Origin of the sequence: Aliiroseovarius sediminis, assembly GCF_022678485.1 — a bacterium.
GTDB classification, from domain to species: Bacteria; Pseudomonadota; Alphaproteobacteria; order Rhodobacterales; family Rhodobacteraceae; genus Aliiroseovarius; species Aliiroseovarius sediminis.
This window is the reverse complement of the sequence record NZ_JALBYP010000035.1, coordinates 459,894-485,513: the sequence shown is the minus strand read 5'-3', so window position 1 is coordinate 485,513 and position 25,620 is coordinate 459,894. Positions and strand designations below refer to the sequence as shown.

Sequence of the window (25,620 nt, the reverse complement as noted above, 5' to 3'; positions counted from 1 at the left end):
GCTGCTAGGGCTGGGTCAGGATGAAACACCCGCTGTCGGGCTGCCACGTGCCCGGCCCCAGATCGTGATCGCGGATCAGATCGGGCCGTTCGAAACTGGCACACAGGCGATAGGACGTGTCTGACAGTTTTTCATAGCCATAAGGCGCATTGGTCAACGGGTCCGTGCCCAACGGGCTGTAGGCGCAATTTGTATCAACGAACAGCGTATCAGGCAACGCACCGTTCACTTGATGCTGACAAGTGATCAGAGTTTTCAGAGTACGCAAATCGTCCAGCCGCGCCAAATCGCGCCGTTCCGCACGTGCCGAGATCGGGCCGCCGGTAATGGTCAGCCCCGCCGCGATGGCGACTAAAACCAATGCTGCAATCAGCGCCGGGATGATTGTATCACGTCCCATCCTGCGCCTCTTCCGTGTCCTGCCGGAAATAGGCAAAGACCGTGCCCGCTACACCGGCCACCACCAATGCCTTGAGCATGAAACGCACCGTCAGATCACCGCTGAGCAGCGCATAGATCATCGCCATCAGATCCCCCAGAAGCGAGATCGAGGCGAGGAACAGCGTCACATAGCCGAACCATTTGCGCACGCCTGACCGACGTTTGCCGGGGTCGGAGTTGGTCGCCTGCACCGCGCGGTGGTTCATCACAAGGAAGGTGGGCGCGAACACCACGAGCGCGGCAATCGACCAGCGGGTCGAATTGATTGCATACCGCCCCGCGTCGTCGTTCAGAGGGTCCGCAACCCAATGGTCGATCAGGTTGTGCAAAAGTGCGACCAGATGCCATGCGGTCATCGCAAGGGCGGCGAACATCAGCCCGTAAAAGAACGCCTCGCGCGCCGAGACATAGGGGCGGGGGCGCGGCACCGGGGTGGGAAAGTCGATATCGGCCCACGCGTCCAGCGCCTCGTCGATTTCGTTGGGCGCCCAGCCGGACCGGGCCAAAGCCGCGCGGATGTCGCCACGGCTTTGACCCCCCGACAGCGCGTCGCGGGTGAACGCGGCCAATTGATCGGATGGGCGCATCAGCCCTTTTCGCCCAATACGTTTTCCTTGAACGCCACGTCAAATGCAGCCTGTTTTTCGGCGCTGGCGTCGGTCTGGAACTTCTTTTTCCAGTCGTCATAAGGCATTCCATAGAATGCCTCGCGCCCTTCGGCTTTCGACATCTCGATTCCGCGCTCGTTCGCGGCCTCTTGATACCAGCGCGACAGGCAGTTGCGGCAAAAACCGGCCAGGTTCATCATGTCGATATTCTGCACCTCGGGCCGGTCCTCCATCAGGTGCTTTTGCAGCCGGCGATAGGCGGCGGCTTCAAGTTCGGTGCGGGTTTGGTCATCCATGGCGTGTCCTTTGGCTGATTGGGCCTTTGCAGAGGGTGGGGCGGGAACGGTCGAAGGTCAACCGCCTGTGCGACGGCGCCCGTCAAAGCCCGATCTTTGCCAAGGTCTGGGTCAGAATTGGTGCCAGCCGTTCGGCCCAGTCGCGTTGTTGCGCATCAGTTTCGATCAGGTCGTTGCGAATTTCGATCAACACGTTGACGCGGCCCATCGCCACCGCATGGCGGTCGATGCTGTCGCCATCAAGATGCCCGCCATAGGGCTCGTTTTCCCCGACGCACAGATCGGGTTCTTCGCGCAGCCGATCGATCAGGGGGGTGGCAAGTCGACTGTCGCGGTCATGCAGGATTGCGATATGCCACGGCCGTTTCTCGCGCCCCTGTAACTGCGGGGTATAAGAATGCATCGCGACAATCACCGTATCGTCCTGCCGGGCGGCTAACCGTGCGATAGTGTCGTGATAGGGACGATAGAGGGCATCCAGCCGCCGCTCTCGCTCGGCTAAGTCAAGTTGGCGATTGCCGGGAATTACCGTGCCGTCGTAAAGCCGCATGATCAGGGTCGGATCATCCTCGCTCCTGTTCGGATCGATGACGAGGCGCGAGAAGTTGGACAGGATCGCAGGCGCATCCAGCAGGTGAGACAGATGGCGGCTGACGCCCGCCGCGCCGATGTCATAAGCGATGTGGCGGGCCATATCGTCCGGTGCGACGCCCAAACTGCCGCCGTTGACGCCGGGTGGCACGGTGTTTGCGGCGTGGTCACAGGTGATCAGCCACCGCGAGGGCCGATCTTCGCCAAGGATGTGAAAGGGTCGATAAGTCATGGTCATGTCGTTTTTCATTACCAGACCCGTTTATGCGACAGTTCCTGCAAGCGCCAGTTGTCGGCGCTAACATTATCGGGCATAGATCATATGACCCATAATAAAGACCAATAAGAAGGAGATGCGCCCCGTGAGACGCCATCGCAACGTCAAGATTGTCGCAACACTCGGCCCGGCCTCCAACGACTACGATACGATTCGCGCCCTGTTCGAAGCTGGCGCCGACGTGTTCCGCATGAACATGTCCCACGGCACCCATGACGAACAGCGCAAGAACCACGCCATTGTGCGGCAGGTCGAAAAAGACATGGAGCGCCCGATCGCCATTCTGGCCGACCTTCAGGGGCCCAAGCTGCGCTGTGGCGTGTTTGCCGATGGCGCCGTTGAGATCGAGGAAGATCAGCCGTTTCGCTTTGATCTGGACAAGACGCCGGGCGATGCCAAGCGCGTCTGCCTGCCGCATCCCGAAATTTTCGCCGCGCTGAAGCCAGGGTCCAGCCTGCTGGTCAACGACGGAAAGCTGCGGTTGCAGGTCAAGGATTGCGGCTCTGACTTTGCTGATTGCGTAGTCGAGGTGGGCGGCACGATCTCGGACCGCAAGGGGGTGAACGTGCCTGACGTGGTGCTGCCCTTGGCGGCGCTGTCGGACAAAGACCGCGCTGATCTTGAGTTCGTTTGCCAGCTTGGCGTCGATTGGCTGGCGCTGAGTTTCGTACAACGCGCTGCCGACGTGGAAGAGGCGCGCGGACTGGCAAAGGGTCGCGCCGCCATCCTGTCCAAAATCGAAAAACCGGCCGCGGTGGATGCGTTTGACTCGATCCTTGCTGCATCGGACGGGATCATGGTGGCGCGCGGCGATTTGGGGGTTGAACTGCCCGTCCACGCGGTTCCTCCGATTCAGAAGCGTCTGATCCATTATTGCCGCCGGGCAGGTAAGCCGGTGATTGTGGCCACGCAAATGCTGGAAAGCATGATCGAAAGCCCGATGCCCACCCGGGCCGAGGTCTCGGACGTGGCCAATGCCATCTATGACGGCACCGACGCGGTGATGCTGTCGGCGGAAAGTGCGGCTGGTCATTATCCGGTCGAGGCCGTATCGACCATGAACGCCGTCGCGATCGAGGTCGAGCATGATCAGACCTACTTGGATCAGGTTGATGCCCACCGCGTTGCCACCCGCAGCGGTGTTGCCGATGGCATTGTCGCCGCGGCACGTGAGATTGCGGAAACCACGGATATCAAGGCAATCTGCTGTTTTACCCAGTCAGGCACAACCGCGCTGTTGACGGCGCGCGAACGTCCCAGCGTGCCAATCCTTGCTCTGACGCCCTTGCGTGGCACTGCACGACGGTTGTGTCTGACATGGGGCACCAACTGTTTTGTGACCCCGGACGAGGTGTTCCGGTTCAAGGCCGCCGTTGTCTCTGCTGCCCGTGCCGCGCGCAGTGCCGGCTTTGCGACCGAGACCGACCAGATCGTCGTCACCGCAGGTGTGCCTTTCAATGTACCGGGCACGACGAATATCCTTCGGGTGGCCCCCTGCGATGAACGACTAATTTTTGCCACAGATCAGGAATAAACTCACTTCCTTATCCCCGTCCGGGGTGGTGTGAAGGAGTGAGTTATGAGGGAAGATACGTTTCTGGTTGTGGGGATCATGGTGCTTGTGCTGGCGGTCCCTTCTTTCTTGTCTGCGATCCGGGAAGGGCGCGCGCCACGGGTGCCGGCCATCCTGGTTATGATCGGGGGCACGCTGGTGGCGCTTGCGATCATGAATCGCCCCGGCGGTTATCAGATCGAAGATATCTTCGCTGCGTTCCAGAACGTTTTCACCCGTCTGAAGCTGATGTTGTCGGCCTGAGCGTTCGATAGGCCAACCCCGCCAGATTCCACTTGCCAGCCTGAACGTTTCCGCCTATATGCCGCACTTCATGCGCGACCGGCCAAGTGGCATGCCGAGTCGTGCGGAAACCGAATCTATGAAGGAGACGGAAATGCCCAAGATGAAGACCAAATCAAGCGCCAAGAAGCGCTTTAAGGTAACTGCGACAGGCAAAGTCCTGGCAGGTCAGGCCGGCAAACGCCACGGCATGATCAAACGCAGCACCAAGTTCATTCGTGACGCCCGTGGCACCACGACCCTGTCCGCCCCCGACGCCAAGATCGTCAAGGGCTTCATGCCCTACGACCGCTAAGAGGAGATACAGATATGTCCCGCGTTAAAGGTGGAACCACAACCCACGCCCGTCACAAGAAAGTCGTCAAAGCCGCCAAAGGCTATTACGGTCGCCGCAAGAATACCTTCAAGGTGGCGCGTCAGGCCGTCGACAAGGCGAACCAATACGCAACACGCGACCGCAAGAACCGCAAGCGCAGCTTCCGCGCGCTGTGGATCCAGCGTATCAACGCTGCCGTGCGTTCGCATGACGAGGCTCTGACATACTCGCGCTTCATCAACGGCCTGACCTTGGCCGGCGTTGAAGTGGACCGCAAGGTTCTGGCCGATCTGGCCGTGCACGAGCCCGACGCATTTGGTGCCATCGTCGAAAAGGCGAAGGCCGCGCTCGCGTAACTCCCTACCGGAGAGACAGTTTTGGAAGCCGCGGACCTTTTCAGGTCTCGCGGCTTCTTGCTTTATTGCGCCCCGTTTCGTAGCAGGGGCATGATCAAGATAAAGGGGTCCGGGATGGACGATCTGAGGCAAAAATACATCGACGCCGTGGCCGCCGCGTCTGACGAGGCCGCATTGGAAGACATCCGCGTTCAGGCGGTCGGCAAGAAGGGCGAAGTGGCCCTGAAAATGCGCGAACTGGGCAAGATGACGCCGGAAGAACGCCAAGTCGCAGGCCCCAAGTTGAACGCGCTGAAGGACGAGATCAACTCGGCCATCGCCGCCAAGAAATCCGGGTTGGCAGACGCCGCGCTGGACGAGCGTCTGCGCACCGAATGGCTGGACGTGACCCTGCCGGGCCGCCCGCAGCGCCAAGGCACCATCCACCCCATTTCACAGGTCACGGAAGAGATTTCTGCGATCTTCGGTGACATGGGCTTTGCCGTTGCCGAAGGCCCGCAGATCGAAAGCGATTTCTACAACTTCGACGCCCTGAACATCCCGGCGGACCACCCGACCCGGACCGAGATGGACACCTTCTATATGTCCATGCCCGAAGGCGATGACCGCCCGCCGCACGTGCTGCGCACCCATACCAGCCCCGTGCAAATCCGCGCGATGATGGCGCAGGGCGCGCCGATCCGCGTGATCGCGCCGGGCCGCGTTTACCGCGCCGATTACGACCAGACCCACACGCCGATGTTCCATCAGGTCGAGGGGCTGGCGATCGACAAAGACATCTCGATGGCGAACCTGAAATGGACGCTGGAGGAATTCTGCCGCGCGTTCTTTGAAATTGACGAGATCGAGCTGCGCTTCCGCGCCTCGCACTTCCCCTTCACCGAACCCTCCGCCGAGGTCGACATCCGCTGCTCATGGGAAGGCGGCACGCTGAAACTGGGCGAGGGCGACGACTGGATGGAAATCTTGGGCAGCGGCATGGTGCACCCGCACGTGCTGCAATCCGCAGGCGTGAACCCCGACGACTGGCAAGGCTTCGCCTTCGGCCTCGGCATCGACCGTCTGGCCATGCTGAAATACGGCATCCCCGACCTGCGCGCGTTCTTTGACTCGGACCTGCGCTGGCTGCGCCACTATGGATTCAGCTCGCTGGACGTGCCGACGATGCGTGGGGGGTTGAGTAGGTAATGAAAAGAGAAATGTCACGTATCTCGGTTGCGATACTGTGTAGCATTGTTGCGGCCTTCATTGGATATCTGGCTGAACCGTTTCTACCGATCAATCATCCATTTGGGTCAGACTTGAAAGTCCATGTGGAGAGAGAGATGAATGACCAAAGCTTCGGTTATTCGCGCGTAGGTAAGATCGAACTATCGATTTCAAACGAAGGCAGACGACCAACTGAAGAGATCGAGCTGCTATTCAACCATAGTCTGGATCCGGCAGACGTGGTTATCGATTACGCGATTCTCGTGGATGATGACGTCGCACTTGTTTACCCCGATACGCCAGTTTACTACAAAGAACGAGGAGGGGATGATTGGCCGGGCTATTTAATCGCCCCCTTACTTCCCAAGCAGAGCATAGGCTTCTCTATAGCAAGTAAAATCGGTATCGACTTGGTTCGTGTCCATGAAGGGGGGCGCCCGGTGCGAACGGTCGATAGTCATGGAAGTCAGAGAAACGACGTCTTGTTAAAGCTGTCACCTATATCTGCAAGTGTGTTGTCACTTGTTTTGGTTTGGCTACTGATGGAGCTAGCAATCGTGTTTTCTTTTCGCGGACTGAAAAATTCCAGCCTCAAGGATGTAGTAAAATGAAATTCACCATCTCCTGGCTGAAAGATCACCTCGACACCACGGTCTCAGTGGACGACATCGCCAAGGCCCGCACCGATCTGGAGCTTTCCCAATGAGCGACGACGACATCGAAGACCTGCAAGTTACCTATCCCGGCGCCGGAACCTTCAAGTTTGGCGACAGCGCTAAGCTGTCGGCCAAGTTGATCAAGCGGGTGCGGGCGGGGCAGAAGCATGCGACCTCTGGCGCGTTGCTTGACTTTGCGGATGACCCGGAATCCATGCCTCAGGTTGGGCGCTGCGATATCGCGGCCAATTGGGACGGCACGCCAGCGCTGGTGATCCGCACCAAGTCGGTCGAACAGGTCCGGTTTTGCGATGTTACCGAGGAATTGGCCCATGCCGAGGGCGAAACGCTGGAAGGCTGGCAGCGCGGCCACAAGGCCTTTTTCGAACGCAACGGCGGGTTTGATCCCGAGATGATGTTGCTTTTTGAAAAATTCGAAGTGGTTGAAGATTTGGCAAGCCGTCCGGCGATGCAGACAGAGGACAAGACATGAAATTCACACTCTCCTGGCTGAAAGATCACCTCGACACCACAGCCTCGGTCGATGACATAGCGGACGCCTGCACCGATCTGGGGCTGGAGGTTGAAGGCATCTACAACCCCTTGGACCGTCTGGGCGCGTTCACGCTCGCCAAGGTCAAATCGGCTGAAAAACACCCCGACGCGGACCGTCTGAAGGTCTGCATGGTGGAAACCAACGAAGGTGACGTGCAGATCGTGTGCGGCGCGCCCAATGCGCGCGAAGGCATCACCGTGGTCCTCGCCAAACCCGGCGATTATGTACCCGGCATCGACGTGACCCTGTCCGTCGGCAAAATCCGCGGTGTCGAAAGCCACGGCATGATGGCGTCGGAACGCGAGTTGGAATTGTCGAACGAACATGACGGCATCATCGAGCTGCCCTCGGGCGAAGTGGGCGAGCGTTTCGTCGACTGGCTCGCCGCCAACGACCCCTCACGCGTCGATCCGGTGATCGAGATCGCCATCACGCCCAACCGCCCCGACGCGCTGGGCGTACGCGGCGTTGCGCGTGACTTGGCGGCCCGGGGTCTGGGCACGCTGAAGCCGCTGAAGGAAAACAAGGTTCCCGGCAATGGTCCCAGCCCGATCAACGTGACGATTGATGATGACACCAAGGACGCGAACCCGCTGTTCATGGGCCGTCTGATCAAGGGTGTGAAGAACGGCCCCAGCCCTGCGTGGTTGCAAGCGCGGCTGCGCGCGATTGGGCTGCGCCCGATTTCGGCCCTTGTCGATATCACCAACTTCTTCACCTATGACATGAACCGTCCGCTGCACGTGTTTGACGCCGACAAGGTCAAAGGCGACCTGCGCGTGCACCGCGCCACGGGGGGCGAGACATTGACGGGGCTGGACGAGAAGGAATATACCTTCGCGTCCGGCATGGTCGTGATCTCGGACGATGAAGGCGTGGAGTCCATCGGCGGCATCATGGGTGGCTTGCCCACCGGTGCGACCATTGACACCACCAACGTATTTCTTGAGGCCGCGTTCTGGGACACGAAACAGATTGCCCGCACCGGTCGCGCGCTGAAAATCAACTCCGACGCGCGCTATCGCAATGAACGCGGCATTGACCCGGCGTATAACGCGCCCGCGATTGAAGCCGCGACGCAGATGATCCTTGATCTGTGCGGGGGCGAGCCGTCGGACGTTGTGACAGCCGGTGCGGTGCCAGACAAGGACCGCGCCTTCAAACTGGACACGGACCGTATTCAATCTCTTGTCGGCATGGACATTCCGGCGGATGAACAGCGCAAGACGCTGACCGCGCTGGGCTTCACCATCAAGGACGGCATGGCCCACGTGCCAAGCTGGCGCCCCGACGTGCAGGGCTCGGCCGATCTGGTGGAAGAGGTCGCACGGGTGGCAAGCCTGACCAAGCTGGTCGGCAAGCCGCTGCCGCGCACTCATCTGGGTGTGCCCAAGGCGATCCTGACGCCGCTGCAGAAACGCGAAGGCATGGCGCGCCGCACCGTGGCAGCGCTGGGCTACAACGAATGTGTGACCTACAGCTTCATTGACGCCGATAGCGCCAAGCGGTTCGGCGGCGGGGCGGATGTGACGCAACTGCAAAACCCGATCTCGTCGGAAATGAGCCATATGCGCCCATCCCTTCTGCCCGGTCTGCTGCAAGCCGCCGCCCGCAATCAGGCGCGTGGTTTCATGGATCTGGCGCTGTTCGAGGTTGGCCCTGTGTTCCACGGCGGCGAGCCAGAGGAATACGAACAGATGGTCACCGGCATTCTGGTTGGCCACACCGGCCCGCGCGACCGTTTCGGCGCGCGCCGCCCGGTCGATACCTATGACGCGAAAGCGGATGTCGAGGCGGTGTTGAACGCCATCGGCGCGCCCGCCAAGCTGACCTTCGTGCGCGATATGAACGCGTGGTGGCATCCGGGCCGGTCCGCCAAGCTGGGTCTGGGGCCGAAGAACATCCTCGGCGCGTTTGGTGAACTGCACCCCAAAGCGATTGCCGAGATGGACGTGAAAGGCCCGGTCGTGGCCTTTGCCGTGCATCTGGCCAAAGTGCCATTCCCGAAAGCCAAAGGCACCGGTCGTGCGGCATTGGGTGCGAGCGACTTGCAACCCGTAGAACGTGACTTTGCCTTCGTGGTGGATGCCGATGTGGAAGCGATCAATCTGGTCAATGCCGCCGCGGGTGCTGACAAGGCGCTGATCGTTAACGTAAACGTCTTTGACGAATTCATCGGCGGCTCGCTGGGCGAGGGCAAGAAATCCCTCGCCATCACCGTGCGCCTGCAACCGCGTGACGCGACCTTGACCGACAAAGAGATCGACGCGGTCAGTGCCAAGATCGTCGAAAAGGTCGCGAAAGCCACCGGCGGTGCGCTGCGTGGCTGAACTGATACGCACGGCGCAGCAGTGCCGCGCGCCATAACTGGAGGAATGATATGACCCTGAACGTATACCTGTCCGGCGAAATCCACACCGATTGGCGTGAACAGATCATTGACGGTGCCAAGGGGCTGGATGTGACGTTTTCGGCCCCTGTAACCGATCACGATGCGTCCGATGATTGTGGTGTCGCCATTCTTGGGGCCGAGGACAACAAGTATTGGCATGACCACAAGGGCGCGATGATCAATGCAATTCGCACCCGCAAGGCCATTGAAGATTCTGATGTGGTCGTCGTGCGTTTTGGCGAGAAATACCGCCAGTGGAACGCCGCGTTCGATGCCGGATATGCTGCCGCGAAAGGCAAATCCCTGATCGTTTTGCAGCAGCCCGAACATGACCATCCGCTGAAAGAGGTTGATGCCGCCGCCCTTGCCGTCGCGCGCGAACCACATCAGGTGGTCGAGATCTTGCGCTATGTTTTGACCGGCAGCTTGGGGCGTTGAACTTGTTTCAGCCATTGATGGGGACGCGCTTATTGTTTTTCCCCGCGAAACAGTAGGCGCGCACCCGACTTTTCCGCTACGCTTTAACCAAGCCGATGAAATTACATCGGTGATTAAGGCCTAGCGAGGACAGTATGCTTCAAGAATTCAAAGATTTTATCGCCAAGGGCAATGTCATGGACATGGCCGTTGGTATCATTATTGGTGCCGCTTTCACGGCGATCGTCAGTTCGATGGTAGACGACTTGATTAACCCGATTATCGGGCTGTTTACGGGTGGGATTGATTTCACCAATATGTACGCCGTTTTGTCAGGATCCGTACCGCAAGGCGCATCGCTGGAAGCCGCGCGTGACGGTGGTGCCGCTGTCTTTGCCTATGGTTCCTTTGTCATGGCCATCATTAACTTCCTGATCATCGCCTTTGTGGTGTTCATGCTGGTGCGCTTTGTCAACAAGGCCAAAGAGTCGGTGGCAAGGGAACAAGAGGCCCCCGAAGTTGCACCCAAAGGCCCGACCGAGGTTGAGCTTTTGGCTGAAATACGCGACGCGTTGCAGAAGTAACATCGCTGCAGCTTGCGTTCGTTGGGTGCCGTGTAAATACGGCGCCCTTTTTCCTTTGTCTTTTTCCTGCGGCCGTGAAGAAAACGGTGTTTTTCGTTTGACACGGGGGGCGGGCCGGAATATCTGGGCCTTCGATGTGAGATGGCGTGGTAGCTCAGCTGGTTAGAGCACAGCACTCATAATGCTGGGGTCGGCGGTTCAAGTCCGCCCCACGCTACCACATCCGGCCATTCGAACAGGACGACAAAAAAGGCCACGCCGCGCGCAAGGCTTCTTTCGTCTTAGTGTCATTTCAAATGATAGGTCAGCGCGTTCTTGATTAGCAGTCGCAATTTTTCAAACGGCAGAGGCTGGCCGGGTGTGAAGTGAATGGCGCGGTTGCCCTCGTATTTGAATTTGTCCGGAAATAAGCTTTGGAACTCGGACAACAGAGTGGTTTGGCAATGCACATACAGAGCAAAGCCGCCTGTCTTGGGTATGCCCAGACGGATTGTCGTGCCGGAACGGCTGTCGGGCGTTAAATAAGCAGGTTGTCCCCATTTCAGCGTTTCCTCGATGCGGCCTGCCGCTGGTAAATCGTCCGCAGTTTCGAAGATCAGATCGCGCAGCTCCAGCAGCCCTGCCCGGGTGTCGGGCGGAAAACCATCGAACCTTTCGGCGACAGCAGTGCTTGCAAAGGGTCGAGGAGGAGTGACCATATGAAGACGGTGCAAGCACAGGATGGTCATGTCAAAGGACCCCTGGTTGGCAGGGTTTTCCCGGTGGGTCGCTTCAGATGCTCAGCGCCTCTTGCGGCGTGATTGTGTTAATGCCAAGCGCCTCGCCCACGGCGGTATAGGTCAGCTTTCCAGCATGGACGTTCAAGCCAGACATTAGATGTTCGTCATCCGCACAGGCTTGTTTCCAGCCCTTGTCAGCCAGCGCCAATACGAAAGGCATTGTGGCGTTGCCAAGTGCGATGGTCGAGGTCCGGGCAACCGCGCCGGGCATGTTGGCGACGCAGTAATGAACGATGCTGTCGACGTCGTAGATCGGCTCGGCATGGGTCGTGGCGCGCGATGTCTCGAAACAGCCGCCTTGGTCAATGGCTACGTCAACAAGCGCCGATCCGGGCTTCATCAATGATAATTGTTCGCGGCTGATCAGCTTCGGGGCTGCCGCGCCGGGGATTAAAACCGCACCGATGACCATATCCATGCGCGGCAACAGTTCCGCCACCCCGGACGCGTCAGAATACTGGGTTGTCAGTCGCCCCATGAACACGTCGTCCAGATACGACAGTCGCGGCACGGAGCGGTCAAGCACGGTGACATTCGCCCCCATACCAACCGCCACACGCGCCGCAGCCGCTCCGACGACGCCGCCGCCGATAATGGCCACGTTGGCCGGACGGACGCCCGGCACGCCGCCCATCAACACGCCGCTTCCGCCGTTGGCCTTCTGCAACGCCCATGAACCGCTTTGCGGGGCCAGGCGACCGGCGACCTCGGACATTGGGGCCAGCAGGGGCAAGCCACCCTTGCGGTCTGTCACGGTCTCATAGGCGATGGCGGTACAGCCACTTTCCAGCAGATCTTCGGTCTGTGCGCGATCTGGGGCAAGGTGCAGATAGGTAAATAGAAGCTGCCCCTCGCGCAACATCTTGCGCTCTGCCGCTTGCGGTTCTTTCACTTTTACGATCATTTCAGCTTTGGTAAACACGTCTTCGGCTGTGTCCAGAACTTGGGCACCCACTGCGATGTAATCGCCATCCGTGAAGCCAGCGCCAAGGCCCGCGTTGGTCTGAATGACAACGCTGTGACCGCGTGCAATCGCTTCGCCTGCTGCGGCAGGTGTCAGACCAACGCGAAATTCCTGTGGTTTGATTTCTTTCGGACATCCGATCAGCATGGGGTTTCCTCCTCTTCCCTGTTGTCGGTTTTACGATATGTCAGGCGGCGAGTCTGTTGGATTTTTTCGCAATTGCTTTGAAAAGATTCGTTGCAAGCGATAAACGTGTTCGAAGAATGAACCAACATTTATGATAGGCGCGCAAGAAAGTTCACAGGATATGCAGTTAGACAGCATAGATCGCCGCATCCTTGGTGTGCTTCAACGCAGGGGCCGGATGTCAAACTCGGACCTGTCCGAGCGGATCAACCTATCCCCTTCCGCCTGCCATCGCCGTGTGCAAAGGCTGGAGGCAGAAGGCTATATCCGCGACTATGTTGCCCTGCTGGACGCCCGTAAGATGGGGCGCCCATCCACCATTTTCGTCGAAATAACGTTGTCAGGTCAGGCCGACGATTTGTTGGACAAGTTTGAGCGTGAGGTAGCCCTGATCCCCGATGTGCTGGAATGTCACCTGATGGCCGGGACGGCGGACTATATTCTGAAAGTCGTCGCGCGCGATACCGAGGATTTTGCACGTATCCACCGCCAATACCTGTCCCGATTGCCCGGCGTGCAGGGGATGCAAAGCAGTTTTGCGCTGCGCACCGTGTTCAAGACGACCGCACTACCGGTTTAAGGTGTAATTGATGACGAGTTTGATCGAGATTTATGACGATCTGGTCCGAGAAGGGCAGATCACACGCGACCCGGCGCAAGAGGCCTGCTTGCCCGTTCTGGAAGACATCCGCACCCATTTGGACGCTACCCCCACCCGCAAGCGCGGCATCTTGGGTGGGTTGTTTCATTCCAAACCCGAGGATGTGCCGCAAGGGCTGTATCTGTGGGGTGGTGTGGGGCGTGGCAAGTCCATGCTGATGGATTTGTTCGTCGACAGCCTCGAGACACCTGCCAAGCGCCGCGTCCATTTCCATGGCTTCATGCAAGAGGTCCACGAGGGCATGGCGCAAGCGCGCAAGACCGGCGTTGATGACCCGCTTACCCCGGTGGCCGACAAGATCGTGGCTGACGTGAAGCTGTTTGCGTTTGACGAAATGCAGATCACCGACATTACCGATGCGATGCTGGTCGGCCGCTTGTTTGAAAAACTGTTTGATGCTGGCGTGGTGGTGGTGACGACCTCGAACCGGCAACCGGATGATCTTTACAAGGACGGGCTGAATCGTCAGCTGTTCCTACCGTTTATAGAGCTGATCAAGGAACAGATGGTCGTGCACGAACTGGTCAGCCCAAACGACTACCGGCAGGATCGGCTGGCGGGCGAGCGGGTCTATTTCACCCCCGCGGGGGCCGAAGCGCGCAAGGCCATCGACGCGATCTGGCGCGATCTGACGGGGGGCGAGGCGACGCCGCTGACCCTGACCGTGAAAGGGCGCGACGTGGTTCTGCCCGCCTATCGCAACGGTGCCGCGCGGGCGGGATTCCACGATCTGTGCGGCGCGATGCTGGGGCCGGGCGATTACCTTACAATTGCCAGTGCAGTGAAGCTGTTGGTGCTGGAGGATATCCCCCGCCTCAGCCGGTCCAACTTCAACGAGGCAAAGCGGTTCGTGACGCTGATCGACGCGCTTTACGAGGCTGAGGTCAGGCTGATCGCATCCGCTGCTGCCGAACCAGAGATGTTGTATGTCGAAGGCGAAGGGTCGTTCGAATTTGAACGCACCGCCAGCCGTTTGCGCGAAATGCAGGATAAGGATTGGGGCCGAAATTGAAACGGGGCCGCCATTGGCGACCCCAAGGTCTTAACCCGCCCGCCTAACTTAGCGCATCATGCCCCGACAACCCTGACGTCAGCGCACAGACCACGGAAAGCAAAGGGCACCTCAAGCACCTGAAATTGCGGCTCCGTGACGAAGGAAATTATGGCAGGGGCGGTCCCAATTTGTTGGCGCATAGATGAAAAAATTTGTGATCACAAATCTTTCACCCAAATTTTGCACCAACCAAAACATGAGACCCCCCGGTCATATGTACTGCTCGACAAGCCGTTCACTTGGTGTGAACTTTACCTGAAGAATATCCTATTCATAGCGGCTAAGCGCTTAATTTGTCAACATTTTGCCCCGAATCATTTACCGATTCGCATGATCGCAAAAAAGTGATTCTTTTCGGGGGGTTGGTGGGTGCAGTGAATCCAAAATCGCCACTGGCATGAAAAATAATATGTGATCACGTGGTGACTTTGGTGATTATGCGCCTAGCTGTTGTCTTGCAGGATCTTCCCCGCCAGATACAGCGAACCGCAAATCAGAATGCGGCAATCGGGGTTGTCACGCGTGATCTGCGTAATTGCCTTGCGGACAGTCTCTGCCTCTGATGCGGAAAGTCCAACGGCTTGGGCTTCGCGTGCGGTCGCGTCGGCGGGCAGGGTGTTGGGCTCGTCTGGGATCGACACGGCGGTCAGGCTGTCGGCACTCTTTGACAAGGGGCGCAGATATCCGGCGATATCCTTGGTGTTCAACATCCCGCAAATCAGATGCGTCGGTCGTTTGGGCAGATCGGCCAAAACCTGAGCCAGTGTTTCGCCCGCCGCAGGATTGTGCCCACCGTCCAGCCAAAGCTCTGCATTGCCTGCGGCAGTGACAAGAGGGCCGTGGCGCAGGCGTTGCATCCGCGCGGGCCAACTGACATCGCGCATGGCGGCGGCGCAGGCGTCCTCGTCGAAGCCCAGATGGCGCAGGGCGGCGATGGCGATGCCTGCGTTCTGCATCTGGTGCGTGCCGATCAGGGCGGGCATGGGCAGGTCCAGCAGCCCGGTCTCATCCTGAAAAATGAACCGCCCGCGTTCTTCCCACATATGCCAGTGCTGACCGTGGGCGATCAGGGGGCAACCCAGCTTGGTGGCGCGCGCTTCGATTACCTCTAGTGCCTCGTCGGGTTGGGGGCCGACGACGCAGGGCACACGACGTTTCAGGATGCCCGCTTTCTCGCCTGCAATCGCGGCCAGCGTGTCGCCCAGAAATTGCGTGTGGTCGATCGAGATAGGGGTGATGATGGTCAGCTCTGGCTGCGCGACCACGTTCGTTGCATCCAGCCGCCCGCCCAACCCGGTTTCCAGCAATGTGAAGTCTGCGGGGGTTTCGGTAAAGGCCAGCATGGCGGCGACGGTCGTGATCTCGAAATATGTGATGACGTCGCCGTTATTGGCGGCGTAGCAACGGTCAAGCACCTGGGTCAGCGCGTCTTCGTCGATCAGATCACCCGCCAGCCGGATGCGTTCATGAAACCGTGCAAGATGAGGTGAGGTGTAAGCGTGCACACGTTTGCCCGCCCCTTCCAGCCCCGCGCGCAGCATCGCCTGGGTTGATCCCTTGCCATTGGTGCCAGCCAGATGGATCACCGGCGGCAGACGATCTTGAGGGTCGCCCACCGCATGAAGCAGCCGCCAGACACGATCCAGCGTCAGGTCGATGATTTTCGGGTGAAGCGACATCATCCGCTTAAGAATAATGTCAGAACCTTGGGGACTCACTCTTTCGCGGCCTGGGTGTCGGGTTTGACGGGGGGGGGTTCGGCACCCTTTCCCGCCTTTTTCTTCTTGGTGTCTTTCTCGGTGTTCTTGACCTTGTCGCGCACCTTGTCTTTCCCCGCGCCTGCCGCCGTATTCTTGGGCGCGTCTTTCGGGTCATCCTTGGGCTTTGCAAGGGCTTCGGGTTTTGGCAGATCGCCCATCACCGCAGGGCTTTGCCCGGTCAACATACGCAGGATCGAGACCAGCTCATTCTTCATGTCCTTGCGATGAGTGACGCGATCCAGCATCCCGTGGTCCAGCAGGTATTCGGCACGCTGGAACCCTTCGGGCAGTTTTTCGCGGATGGTTTGTTCGATGACGCGTGGCCCGGCAAAACAGATCAGTGCATTGGGTTCAGCAATATGCACGTCCCCCAGCATAGCGTACGAGGCCGTGACCCCGCCCGTCGTCGGGTGGGTCAAGACGACGATATAGGGTAGCCCGGCCTCTTTCAGCATTTGCACCGCAACCGTGGTGCGCGGCATTTGCATCAGGCTCAGGATGCCTTCCTGCATCCGCGCACCGCCCGCAGCCGAAAACAGCACAAGCGGACGTTTGGCGACCACCGCGCGTTCGGCGGCTGCAATGATGGCATTGCCAACATACATGCCCATCGACCCGCCCATGAAGCTGAAATCCTGCGCGGCTGCGACGATGGGGGTGCGCCCGATGTCACCTTCGGCGACCAGCATCGCTTCGCGTTCGCCCGTGGCTTTACGCGCGGCTTTCATGCGTTCGGGATATCTTTTCTGGTCCTTGAAATTAAGGGGGTCGTCCACTGGGGCGGGGACGTCAATCTCGGTGTAGGTGCCGTTGTCGAACAAGGCGCGGAACCGTTCGCGCGGCGTGATCGCCATGTGGTGATCGCAGTTTGTGCAGACGTTCAGGTTCTCGGCCGATTCGCGGTGAAACAGCATCGTTCCGCATTCCGGGCACTTGGTCCACAGATTCTCGGGCACCTCGCGGCGCGAAAAAAGCGAGTTGATGCGCGGGCGCACATAGTTCGAGATCCAGTTCATCGCCAGCCTTCCTTGATCGGTTTCGCTTTACCTAGTCCGCCTGCGCAGTATTTGCAATTGGCTGCACATGCCCGGCGCGTCGCGACCACAGTAAAAACGCGACCAGAACCACGGCAGTCTGCGACAGGATCGACACTCCCATATGCGCGCTGGTCAGGTCCATTTCCGACAGGAAAAGCGAAAACCCGTCCAAGGTGCCTTTGGTGCCGGAAAAGATCAGCATCGCGTTGTTGGCAAAATGCAGGCCAGCGGCGGCGCCGATATTGCCGGTGCGAAGCGTGACGACCGCCAACACGATCCCGATCACCGTCGTATGCAGAACATAGAACACTGCGTTTATGCCATAGGTCTGCGGGTCGAAATGCAGCAGTCCGAAGATCAGAGACGGGAGGATCGCCCAGATCCAGATCGACCGAAACCGCGCACGCAATTGTTGCAGAAGATAGCTGCGAAACACCAGTTCTTCGGCGAAGATCTGGATGAAGACAAGGATCAGTGCGGGGATCACCAGTATGGCCCAGGTGATAAGCGGCAGGGATTGCGCGGCACTTGCCTCGGGTAAGGTTGGCAGGAAGAATGGTTGCAGCATTTGAACAAGAATGGCGGCTAGATTGACGCCTAGGGCGATCAAGACCCCACGCCGGAAATGCCGCCAATTCACCCGACGGGCCGGGCCGAACAGGCTACGAAAACCGCGTTTATGCAGGACCCTGAGCACAATCCAAAGCCCAATATGATAGCCAATGAACGTGACGAAAATCATCGCAGTTCGCGTTGGCGAGACGTCAAGCATTTGCGTGACATCCGTTTGCAAAAACGCCGCGCCTGCGAAGAAAACGCCGATCGTCACAGCAAAGAAAATGACATGGATGGTGATAATCCCTAACAGCGTGCGCCAGATCTGAATGCGGGGATATGCGGGCGACCAGAAAGCAGGCGTCAGGGCGGTATCTTTGGGGGGTGTGGGCTGGGACATTGAAAACCTGACAAAAAGAAACACGTGCGCTCTAAGATGGGCGCGAACTGGCGGATGGACAACCGGCAAAACATGGAAGAATGTAATAGGGTTCCGGGTATGGTCGTAGAGGGCGTGTATGGGTCGACAGATGAAGAAGCGACGGTTGTCAGCGGCGTCTTGGGCGTTGGGGTCCTTAGCGATGATCGCCCTGGCGGGTTGCTTTGGTGGCGGCGATGGTGCGTCGGGTCGCGGGCTGTCTGACAGTGCGGTGTTTTCGGATGATGCGAAGATGCCTCGGGCGGAACTGGTGCGCCAGAAATCCGTGATGGGTGGCAAGGTGACGATCGCCGCGCCCAAAGGGTTTTGTATCGACACCACGGCCCACCGCGATACAGAATCGGGCGCATTCGTGCCAATTGGCGCCTGTGCCGCGCTGACCAAGGATCCCCGCGACCCCAAGCCAGCCAAGCCCGCCTTTCTGACCGCAACCGTCCTGCCCATGCCGGTCGAGGCCACCGCGCTGCCCCGCGACCCAGACGCCCGAATGCGCGCAGCGCGCGGTTTTATGGAAAGTCAAAAGGGCCGTGCGGCGCTAAGCCGGGTGGGCCGTGCGGAAACGGTCACGGTGCTGGACATGAAATCCTCAAAAAACGTGCTTTACATACGCGCAGCGGACCAGTCTGAGGGTCTGCCCGCAGCCCTCTCGGACACCACTTGGCGGGCGTTTTTCGAATTGAACGGAATGCTGGTCACCGCCAGCGCCACCGCTTTCACGGATCACCCGCTAGACACGCGCAAGACACAATCATTATTGGCGCAGTTCGTGGCGACCATTCGCAAGGCAAATGGCGATGCGTCGGGTGGCGGTGGACTGAAGGGGCTATTGGGTGACTTGCTCGACTAACACTTTTCTGTATCAAGGCGGTGGCATAACGGGGCCCAGCCCCGTCTGCCCCACGCCAACCAAGCGGAGCATCCTGTGAACGGCATCCTTGACAAATGGCGGCAGCGCAGCGCCTTGCAGCGATGGCAATCGGCTTTGCAGCAAGCCCAGACGCTTGATCTGACCACCCTGCGTGCCATGCGCAGCCAAGCGCGTCAGTTGCGCCTCGCGCTGGACCGGGTGTTGCATGTGGCCGATGGCAGATTGACCCTGCCGATGGTTGGTTCGGACGCAATCCAGCGGCCCCTTCATAGTGACTGGGTGTGTCGGCCTGAAATCTGGCGTGGGCCGCTGTCGCCGCCCGGCAAAACCTCGGTTGACAATAAAACGACCTTCGGGGCCGAGGCCGCGATCTTTCACGACTGCCCTTGGTCCGAGGTGACGATCCGGCAGGTTCGTAACACGCGGGAAGGCGATCTGGCCCCGTTCGGGCTGCGGCTGGACGTGCTGGGGTTCGAAGGGTCGTTTCTGTCGCTGGTGCTGAACCTGCCTGATGCGGCGGTCGAGGGGTTGAAGCGCAACCACCTTGTGCGCCTGTGCGCTTTGGTCGAGGCCGAGCGGCCAGTAAATATGTTCGCACGTCTGAACGTCCAGCATGGCCCTAACACCGAACAAATCACCCGGGGCCTGCCTGCTGAGGGTGGCGAAGCGGTTGTCGAATTTGACTTGGCCTACACCAACCTGAACGAAAAGCGGGTTGACCGCATGTGGGTCGATTTGATGTTCGAAAATCCGGGGATGAGCCAAGTGACCCTGCGTGACATAACCTTCAGCCGACGCCCCCGCGCCGAGGTCTGATTGCGAACCGACCCGAGAAGGAGCCCAAGGTGACGAAACTTCAACTTGAGAAAACGTGCATTCAGACCGGGATCTGGGAAGGTGTTTTAACCCTGCCGGGCGACCAAGATGATCCTTTGCTTGAGGTGACGCATCTGGCGCAGCCCATCGACGGCGTGACCGTGTCACCCGACCCCGATCAGCCCGGCATGTATCGCGTTCATGTGCCTATCCCGACTGACGCGCTGTCGGATGGCATCCAGACGTTCATCATTTCAGACAAGGCCAGTGGCACGGTGCTGGACAGTTTCACGGTTGTGACGGGTCAACCGCTTGACGGTGATATTCGGGCCGAGGTCGACTTGTTGCGCGAGGAATTAGATATGCTCAAACGCGCGTTTCGCCGACATTGTGTGGATACGGGCCAAGTATGACCCGGCTTTTGGTCAGCGCGTGTTTGCTGGGCCAAAAGGTGCGCTATGACGGGCGAGCCAAGACGTTGCTGCACGACTGTTTGACCGGGTGGCAGAACGCCGGTCGCGTGGTCGCGTTCTGCCCCGAATTGGCCGGGGGCCTTCCCGTGCCTCGACTGCCAGCCGAGATCGAGCCGGGTTATGACGGTGACGATGTTCTGGCCGGACGCGCTAAGGTGGTCGATTACGAAGGTGGCGATGTGACCGCTGCCTTCGTTACCGGTGCAAGGATGGCGGTTGATCTGGCGCGGTCGCGCGGGTGCAACTATGCTCTGCTGACCGAGGCCAGCCCGTCTTGCGGATCAGCCGTTCTTTACAGCGGGCATCACGACGGGGGGCGACGGGACGGGTTTGGTGTAACCACCGCCGCCCTGCGTGGTGCAGGCATCACCGTATATAATCCCGCCCAGATCGACGCGCTGACCAGCCAGTTCGCAGGGTGAACCGTCGGGGTTACGCAGCGTTTTGCATGACAGTCTGCAACCCCTCGTCCAGATTGCCCCAGATGACAGGAGGCCGCCATAATGACCAGCTATCCCAATCTTCTTGCCCCGCTTGATTTGGGCTTCACCACCTTGAAAAACCGTGTGCTTATGGGATCCATGCACACCGGGCTTGAAGAACGTGGCGACTGGCAGCGCGTGGCTGAATTCTATGCCGAACGCGCCCGTGGTGGGGCGGCGTTGATTGTTACCGGCGGTATGTCCCCAAACCACGAAGGCGGCGTTTTTCCCGGTGCTGCGGGGCTTTTTTCGGACAAGGATATCGCCAATCATCGCACAGTCACCGACCGCGTTCATGCAGAAGGCGGCAAGATCGCAATGCAGATATTGCACGCCGGGCGCTATGCCTATGGGCCGGACTGCGTGTCGGCCAGCCCGATTAAATCGCCGATTTCGCCGTTCCCGCCGAAAGAGCTGGACGAGGATGGCATCCAGAAACAGATCGCAGATTTCGCCACCGCCGCCGCGCGCGCAAAAGAGGCTGGCTATGACGGGGTCGAGGTCATGGGCTCCGAGGGCTATTTCCTGAACCAGTTCCTTGTGACACACACCAACAAACGCGAAGATCGCTGGGGTGGGTCATATGAAAACCGGATGCGCCTGCCCATCGAGGTCGTGAAAGCCGTGCGCGCCGCCGTCGGACCCGAGTTCATCATCATCTATCGCCTGTCGATGATCGACCTTGTGCCCAACGGCTCGACCTTCGACGAGGTCGTGCAATTGGCGAAAGAGGTCGAGAAGGCGGGCGCCACCATCATCAACACCGGCATCGGCTGGCACGAAGCGCGCATTCCGACCATAGCGACCTCGGTCCCGCGTGCGGCGTTCACATGGGTCACGAAAAAGCTGATGGGGCAGGTATCGGTGCCGATCATCACGTCAAACCGGATCAACCACCCGGACGTAGCAGAAGAAGTTCTGGCAGATGGCGCGGCTGACATGGTGTCGATGGCGCGTCCTTTCCTTGCCGACCCTGATTTCGTTGTGAAAGCGGCGGCGGGTCGCGCGGGTGACATCGCGCCCTGCATCGCCTGCAATCAGGCCTGTCTGGACCACACGTTCAACGGCAAGATCTCGACGTGTTTGGTCAACCCTCGCGCCTGTTACGAAACTGAACTGCGCTATGATAAGACCGACACACCCAAGACCATTGCCGTCGTTGGGGCCGGTCCTGCGGGGCTGTCCACGGCCCTTGTGGCGGACGAGCGAGGCCACAAGGTCACGCTGTTTGATCGCGCGGATCACGTGGGCGGGCAGTTGAATATGGCCAAGAAAATCCCGGGCAAAGAGGAATTCATCGGGTTGGTCGAATGGTACGAACGGCAGATCGCGGCGTCAGACATTTGCCTGCAACTGGGCAAAGAAGCGATCGCGGACGATCTGGACGGCTTTGACGAGGTGATCATTGCCACCGGTGTCCTGCCCCGTGATCCGGGGATTGAAGGGCAGGGGGCGAAGAACGTCCTGTCCTATGTCGACGTGCTGCGCCACGAGGTGCCCGTGGGCGATCGCGTGGCGATCATCGGCGCAGGCGGCATCGGTTTTGATGTGGCCGAGTATCTGGCCCAAGCCGGTGACAGCCCAACCGAGGATTTGGAGGAATGGCTGGCTGAATGGGGCGTGACCGATCCCACAAAGGTACGCGGTGGCCTGTCACCCGACGGTCCGCAACCCGAGCCTCCTGCACGCCAAGTGACGCTGATGCAGCGCAAGGCCAAGGCGCTAGGGAAAGGGCTGGGCAAGACAACCGGCTGGATTCACCGCGCAACCCTTCGCATGAAGGGGGTCGAGATGGTGGGCGGCGTGAATTACGAGCGTATCACGGACCAAGGGCTGATGGTCTCGACCGGTGAAGCGCGCGAAGACCCGCGCGTGATCGAAGTCGACAACGTCATCCTTTGCGCGGGGCAAGTCAGCGATCGCAGCTTGGCAGATGCGCTTGAGGCGCGCGGAAAGACACCGCATGTGATCGGCGGCGCAGATGTCGCGGCCGAGCTTGACGCCAAACGCGCCATCGACCAAGGATCGCGCTTGGCGGCCTCGCTCTGATCTGATCATGTGATCCGGGGCAGCGCCGCGGAGGTCGTATGGTTTTTATCGCCGTCTTTACCGGACTTATGCCCGTCTTTCTTCTGGTCGGGCTGGGTGGGGTGTTGCGCAACCGATTGTCACTGAACGCGTGGCAGGGGTTGGACCGCCTGAATTTCGAGATCCTGTTCCCCGCCCTTCTGTTCGTCGCAGCCGCCAGCCGCCCCATTGAGATTGAAAAGCTGGTGATCATGGCCCCTGTGGTGTGGGCCATCCTGTCGGTCGGTCTGGCGCTTGGCTGGCTGGTCCGTCGCGCTGGGCCAGAACGATTCCTTGATTTCGCGGGCACATGGCAAGTTGCTTGGCGGTTCAACACGGCGCTGGGACTGGTCGCGGTGGGGCTGCTGACCCATGGCGGTGCCGGTGAAATGGCGGTGGCGGTCGGCATGGGCGTCCCCGTGGCCAATCTGTTTGCTGTTTCGGCGCTGTCGCGCGGTGGCGCGCTGAGCTTTGGCGCAACGGTCGTGAAGGTCGCCCTGAACCCGTTTTTGCTGGCCAGCCTTGGCGGGGTGGTGTTTGGCCTGATGGGCTGGCGCCTGCCCAACCCGATCATGATGCCAATCGAGATGTTGGCGCGCGCCGCCATCCCCATCGCCCTGCTGTCGATCGGGGCTACGATGAACTGGGGGGCGTTGGCGCGACTGGACCGTTTCAACGGTGCGATCTGCGCCATCAAGCTGGTGGCCCTACCAGCCTTTGCCCTGGGGGTTGGGATGGGGTTTCGGCTTGATCCGAGCATCGCGTCGGTCCTTGTGGTGTTCGCTGCCCTGCCCACGGCATCTGCGGCGCATGTGCTGGCGTCAGCCTTTGGGGCCGACCGAAGCTTGGTTGCCACGCTGATCGCGCAAACCACCTTGTTGTCTGCCATCAGCCTGCCGATCTGGATCAGCCTTGCCGAGCTTGCCTTCGCAAGCAGATAACACCGCGACGCCGTTTCCAGAGCCAAAACGATCCCTGCAATTACCCCTGTATTGTCGGGTGTTCTTCACAGTCTTGCCCCAATTGAAACCGATACAGGTTTTCACGGGTGTAATTGTGGAAAGATTGACATGGATCGATTGACCGAAATGGAAGCGTTCGCCACCGTCGTGGATCAGGGTGGTTTCACCGATGCGGCGAAGAAGATGGGGATTTCGAAATCTGCCGTGTCCAAGCATGTGTCCAGCCTTGAAGCCCGTCTTGGCGCCCGGCTTCTGAACCGCACAACGCGGCGCGTCAGCCCGACCGAGATCGGCCTTGCTTATTACGACCGCGCACGCCGGGTCCTGAATGACGCGGGCGAAGCGGACGCGCTTGTCACTTCGATGCAATCTGCGCCTTCGGGTATTTTACGCCTTTCCGTCGCCACCGATTTCGGCGTCAATCATCTGAGCCCGGTGCTGGGCGAGTTCGTGCACGATTTTCCCGAAGTTCATGTGAACATGGACCTGACCAATCGCTATGTGGAGCTGATATCGGAAGGTTTCGATATGGCGATCCGCGTGGGCGAGCTTGAAGACAGCTCTCTGCGGGCGCGCAAGATTGCGACAACCACGCGCCGCATGGTTGGCAGCCCTGCCTATTTTGACCAGTACGGACGTCCAACCCGGATCGACGACCTGAACGAACATAAACTATTGCACTACTCAAACCAAAGCTCTGGTAATGTATGGAAAGTGCCCGCCCCGTCGGGCGAGGTGCGGCAGGTGCGGTCCGCAGGTTGGCTTAGCGTCAATGACGGGCAATCGCTTCTGAACGCCGCGATCTCGGGCCTTGGCATCGCCTATTTGCCCAGCTTCCTTTATGCCGATGCGCTGGAACAGGGGCTTGTCGTCGATGCAATCCCGGATTTGCCGCAGGATGTGCAGGGTATTTATGCGGTCTATCCGCCGGGTCGGTTCACGCAACCCAAAGTGCGTGCGTTCATCGACTTTCTGGTTCACGCTTTCGCGGAAAAAGGCCCTGATAACTGGTAAGCCAGCCGGCGCTATTCCGTGCTGATCAAAACGGCCTCGACACGCCGATTCAGTTTGCGACCTTCGTCGGTCAAGTTGGATGCGCGCGGCAAAAGAAAACCGACGCCGTGAGCTGAAAGCTGCGCGGGGTCTGCGCCGTAAAGCTCGACCAAACTGTTCTTGACTGATGTGGCGCGCTTGCGTGACAGGTTCACGTTGCCATCCAACCCGCCCACCGCGTCGGTGTGACCGACAAGGCCAATCTGGCGGTTGGGGTTCTGGGCCAGATATTTCGCCAATTCGGCCAGAACAGGCACGTCATCATCCGCTAGGTCGGATGACCCGGTGGTGAAGGTCAGACCTTTCAGAACCGCCCGTCCGGTGGTTTCCAGCGTGATGCCTATCGGGCCGACGGGCTGTGCGCGCGCTTCTGTCGGGGCGGCCGGGGCCGGCTTGGCGGATGCGCTTTCCCCGGTGCTGCCTGCTGGGTCAACCTGTAACAGTTCGATGAACGCATCCTCGTACGACCGACTGACCAGAAGACTGATGAAGTGGTCGTCCTTGCGCGCGCTGAGGTAGTGGTAGTCGCCCAGATCGACAAATATGTCGGGGGCCTTGAAATGGCCCACTTCAAACCGAAAATCAAAACCGCCACAGGATACAGATTGGCATTGCAGAAGGATGTCAAAACCCTGTTCAAGCAACTGTTCCCGCAGCGCGATCAGAATCTGAAAGCTGGTCTGACTGGTGCCATCCACCTTCCAGACCTGCCGGATGACCTGCCCTTCGGTGGCGATTGTGGGGACGGTTTCACCGTCGAACCGGGCCACCGCAAGACCAACGCGGGCCATGTTCTGGGCCTGTTCCGCACGTAGTTTCGCGCCTGTGGGCAGATCGAGCGCGTGGACCGGAAAAGACAGTCCGGCAAGGCATGCCAAGCCAGCTGCGCATCGGGAAAGCCGACCCATCA

The 25,620-nt window shown here is 59.5% G+C and carries 29 protein-coding genes and 1 tRNA gene; 20 read left to right on the top strand and 10 right to left on the bottom strand.

What is annotated here, in order from left to right; genetic code table 11:
• Positions 1–4: 4 nt before the first annotated feature.
• The 4 genes from MN186_RS13855 to MN186_RS13840 all read right to left on the bottom strand — a co-directional run bounded on the left by MN186_RS13855 (position 5) and on the right by MN186_RS13840 (position 2,186).
• A complete protein-coding gene (locus MN186_RS13855; RefSeq protein WP_242114953.1) occupies positions 5–400 on the bottom strand; it encodes a hypothetical protein in 396 nt (131 codons plus the stop codon).
• A complete protein-coding gene (locus MN186_RS13850) occupies positions 390–1,028 on the bottom strand; it encodes a DUF5671 domain-containing protein (protein ID WP_242114952.1) in 639 nt (212 codons plus the stop codon). The genes MN186_RS13855 and MN186_RS13850 overlap by 11 nt, the downstream gene beginning before the upstream one ends.
• Positions 1,028–1,345 (bottom strand): DUF1244 domain-containing protein, encoded by a 318-nt coding sequence (locus MN186_RS13845; protein WP_242114951.1) that lies wholly within the window; start codon positions 1,343–1,345, stop codon positions 1,028–1,030. Before MN186_RS13845 ends, MN186_RS13850 begins: the two co-directional genes overlap by 1 nt.
• A gap of 82 nt (positions 1,346–1,427) precedes the next feature.
• A complete protein-coding gene (locus tag MN186_RS13840; RefSeq protein WP_420838937.1) occupies positions 1,428–2,186 on the bottom strand; it encodes an N-formylglutamate amidohydrolase in 759 nt (252 codons plus the stop codon).
• Positions 2,187–2,298: 112 nt separating this feature from the next.
• Between MN186_RS13840 and pyk the strand changes: the two genes are divergently transcribed.
• The 11 genes from pyk (at position 2,299) to MN186_RS13785 (ending at position 10,774) form a co-directional block, all read left to right on the top strand.
• Positions 2,299–3,747 carry a pyruvate kinase gene (pyk, locus tag MN186_RS13835; protein ID WP_242114950.1) on the top strand — a complete coding sequence of 483 codons (1,449 nt, stop codon included), beginning with the start codon at positions 2,299–2,301 and terminating at the stop codon, positions 3,745–3,747.
• Between the two features lie 45 nt (positions 3,748–3,792).
• The gene (locus tag MN186_RS13830; protein ID WP_242114949.1) at positions 3,793–4,029 is read left to right on the top strand and encodes a hypothetical protein; all 237 of its coding nucleotides are present in this window, start codon (positions 3,793–3,795) and stop codon (positions 4,027–4,029) included.
• A gap of 133 nt (positions 4,030–4,162) precedes the next feature.
• On the top strand, positions 4,163–4,363 hold the full coding sequence (rpmI, locus tag MN186_RS13825) for a 50S ribosomal protein L35 (protein ID WP_242114948.1): 201 nt from the start codon (positions 4,163–4,165) through the stop codon (positions 4,361–4,363).
• A gap of 14 nt (positions 4,364–4,377) precedes the next feature.
• Positions 4,378–4,740, top strand: a complete 363-nt coding sequence (gene rplT, locus MN186_RS13820; RefSeq protein WP_242114947.1) for a 50S ribosomal protein L20 — start codon at positions 4,378–4,380, stop codon at positions 4,738–4,740.
• Positions 4,741–4,854: 114 nt separating this feature from the next.
• A complete protein-coding gene (gene pheS, locus MN186_RS13815) occupies positions 4,855–5,928 on the top strand; it encodes a phenylalanine--tRNA ligase subunit alpha (RefSeq protein ID WP_242114946.1) in 1,074 nt (357 codons plus the stop codon).
• Positions 5,928–6,560, top strand: coding sequence for a hypothetical protein (locus tag MN186_RS13810; protein ID WP_242114945.1), 633 nt, complete (start codon positions 5,928–5,930; stop codon positions 6,558–6,560). Before pheS ends, MN186_RS13810 begins: the two co-directional genes overlap by 1 nt.
• 91 nt (positions 6,561–6,651) lie before the next feature.
• A complete protein-coding gene (locus tag MN186_RS13805) occupies positions 6,652–7,098 on the top strand; it encodes an ASCH domain-containing protein (protein ID WP_242114944.1) in 447 nt (148 codons plus the stop codon).
• A complete protein-coding gene (gene pheT / locus MN186_RS13800; protein ID WP_242114943.1) occupies positions 7,095–9,491 on the top strand; it encodes a phenylalanine--tRNA ligase subunit beta in 2,397 nt (798 codons plus the stop codon). The genes MN186_RS13805 and pheT overlap by 4 nt, the downstream gene beginning before the upstream one ends.
• A 50-nt stretch (positions 9,492–9,541) precedes the next feature.
• Positions 9,542–9,991 (top strand): YtoQ family protein, encoded by a 450-nt coding sequence (locus MN186_RS13795; RefSeq protein ID WP_242114942.1) that lies wholly within the window; start codon positions 9,542–9,544, stop codon positions 9,989–9,991.
• Positions 9,992–10,125: 134 nt separating this feature from the next.
• Positions 10,126–10,554 carry a large conductance mechanosensitive channel protein MscL gene (mscL, locus tag MN186_RS13790; protein WP_242114941.1) on the top strand — a complete coding sequence of 143 codons (429 nt, stop codon included), beginning with the start codon at positions 10,126–10,128 and terminating at the stop codon, positions 10,552–10,554.
• 143 nt (positions 10,555–10,697) lie between these two features.
• Positions 10,698–10,774 (top strand) — tRNA-Met (locus MN186_RS13785).
• A 67-nt stretch (positions 10,775–10,841) separates the two neighbouring features.
• Here MN186_RS13785 and MN186_RS13780 read toward each other — a convergent pair.
• Together MN186_RS13780 and ald are read right to left on the bottom strand one after the other, a co-directional pair.
• Complete coding sequence (locus tag MN186_RS13780; RefSeq protein WP_242114940.1) at positions 10,842–11,252, bottom strand: DUF1801 domain-containing protein; 411 nt, start codon at positions 11,250–11,252, stop codon at positions 10,842–10,844.
• A 73-nt stretch (positions 11,253–11,325) separates the two neighbouring features.
• Positions 11,326–12,444, bottom strand: a complete 1,119-nt coding sequence (ald, locus tag MN186_RS13775; RefSeq protein ID WP_242114939.1) for an alanine dehydrogenase — start codon at positions 12,442–12,444, stop codon at positions 11,326–11,328.
• Positions 12,445–12,604: 160 nt separating this feature from the next.
• Between ald and MN186_RS13770 the strand changes: the two genes are divergently transcribed.
• Together MN186_RS13770 and zapE are read left to right on the top strand one after the other, a co-directional pair.
• On the top strand, positions 12,605–13,063 hold the full coding sequence (locus MN186_RS13770) for an Lrp/AsnC family transcriptional regulator (protein ID WP_242114938.1): 459 nt from the start codon (positions 12,605–12,607) through the stop codon (positions 13,061–13,063).
• A 10-nt stretch (positions 13,064–13,073) separates the two neighbouring features.
• The gene (gene zapE, locus MN186_RS13765) at positions 13,074–14,156 is read left to right on the top strand and encodes a cell division protein ZapE (protein ID WP_242114937.1); all 1,083 of its coding nucleotides are present in this window, start codon (positions 13,074–13,076) and stop codon (positions 14,154–14,156) included.
• A gap of 485 nt (positions 14,157–14,641) precedes the next feature.
• Here the strand turns inward: zapE and MN186_RS13760 are convergent, their stop codons facing one another.
• The 3 genes from MN186_RS13760 to MN186_RS13750 are packed head-to-tail and all read right to left on the bottom strand — an operon-like array spanning position 14,642 to position 17,950.
• Positions 14,642–15,877: a bifunctional folylpolyglutamate synthase/dihydrofolate synthase gene (locus MN186_RS13760; protein ID WP_242114936.1), complete on the bottom strand. Its 1,236-nt coding sequence runs from the start codon at positions 15,875–15,877 to the stop codon at positions 14,642–14,644.
• A gap of 35 nt (positions 15,878–15,912) precedes the next feature.
• Positions 15,913–16,974, bottom strand: a complete 1,062-nt coding sequence (accD, locus tag MN186_RS13755; protein WP_242114935.1) for an acetyl-CoA carboxylase, carboxyltransferase subunit beta — start codon at positions 16,972–16,974, stop codon at positions 15,913–15,915.
• Between the two features lie 31 nt (positions 16,975–17,005).
• Positions 17,006–17,950, bottom strand: coding sequence for a CPBP family intramembrane glutamic endopeptidase (locus MN186_RS13750; protein WP_242114934.1), 945 nt, complete (start codon positions 17,948–17,950; stop codon positions 17,006–17,008).
• Positions 17,951–18,080: 130 nt separating this feature from the next.
• On the opposite strand from MN186_RS13750, the gene MN186_RS13745 reads away from it, so the two are divergent.
• The 7 genes from MN186_RS13745 (at position 18,081) to MN186_RS13715 (ending at position 24,671) form a co-directional block, all read left to right on the top strand.
• The gene (locus MN186_RS13745; protein WP_242114933.1) at positions 18,081–18,836 is read left to right on the top strand and encodes a hypothetical protein; all 756 of its coding nucleotides are present in this window, start codon (positions 18,081–18,083) and stop codon (positions 18,834–18,836) included.
• A gap of 75 nt (positions 18,837–18,911) precedes the next feature.
• The gene (locus tag MN186_RS13740; RefSeq protein ID WP_242114932.1) at positions 18,912–19,673 is read left to right on the top strand and encodes a DUF6478 family protein; all 762 of its coding nucleotides are present in this window, start codon (positions 18,912–18,914) and stop codon (positions 19,671–19,673) included.
• Between the two features lie 29 nt (positions 19,674–19,702).
• Complete coding sequence (locus MN186_RS13735; protein WP_242114931.1) at positions 19,703–20,086, top strand: hypothetical protein; 384 nt, start codon at positions 19,703–19,705, stop codon at positions 20,084–20,086.
• Positions 20,083–20,568: a 2-thiouracil desulfurase family protein gene (locus MN186_RS13730; RefSeq protein ID WP_242114930.1), complete on the top strand. Its 486-nt coding sequence runs from the start codon at positions 20,083–20,085 to the stop codon at positions 20,566–20,568. The genes MN186_RS13735 and MN186_RS13730 overlap by 4 nt, the downstream gene beginning before the upstream one ends.
• 81 nt (positions 20,569–20,649) lie before the next feature.
• The gene (locus MN186_RS13725) at positions 20,650–22,677 is read left to right on the top strand and encodes an NADPH-dependent 2,4-dienoyl-CoA reductase (RefSeq protein WP_242114929.1); all 2,028 of its coding nucleotides are present in this window, start codon (positions 20,650–20,652) and stop codon (positions 22,675–22,677) included.
• A 38-nt stretch (positions 22,678–22,715) separates the two neighbouring features.
• Positions 22,716–23,636, top strand: coding sequence for an AEC family transporter (locus MN186_RS13720; RefSeq protein WP_242114928.1), 921 nt, complete (start codon positions 22,716–22,718; stop codon positions 23,634–23,636).
• A 129-nt stretch (positions 23,637–23,765) separates the two neighbouring features.
• Positions 23,766–24,671 carry a LysR family transcriptional regulator gene (locus MN186_RS13715; RefSeq protein WP_242114927.1) on the top strand — a complete coding sequence of 302 codons (906 nt, stop codon included), beginning with the start codon at positions 23,766–23,768 and terminating at the stop codon, positions 24,669–24,671.
• 11 nt (positions 24,672–24,682) lie between these two features.
• Here MN186_RS13715 and MN186_RS13710 read toward each other — a convergent pair whose 3' ends face one another.
• The gene (locus MN186_RS13710) at positions 24,683–25,588 is read right to left on the bottom strand and encodes an OmpA family protein (RefSeq protein ID WP_242114926.1); all 906 of its coding nucleotides are present in this window, start codon (positions 25,586–25,588) and stop codon (positions 24,683–24,685) included.
• Between the last annotated feature and the right edge of the window lie 32 nt (positions 25,589–25,620).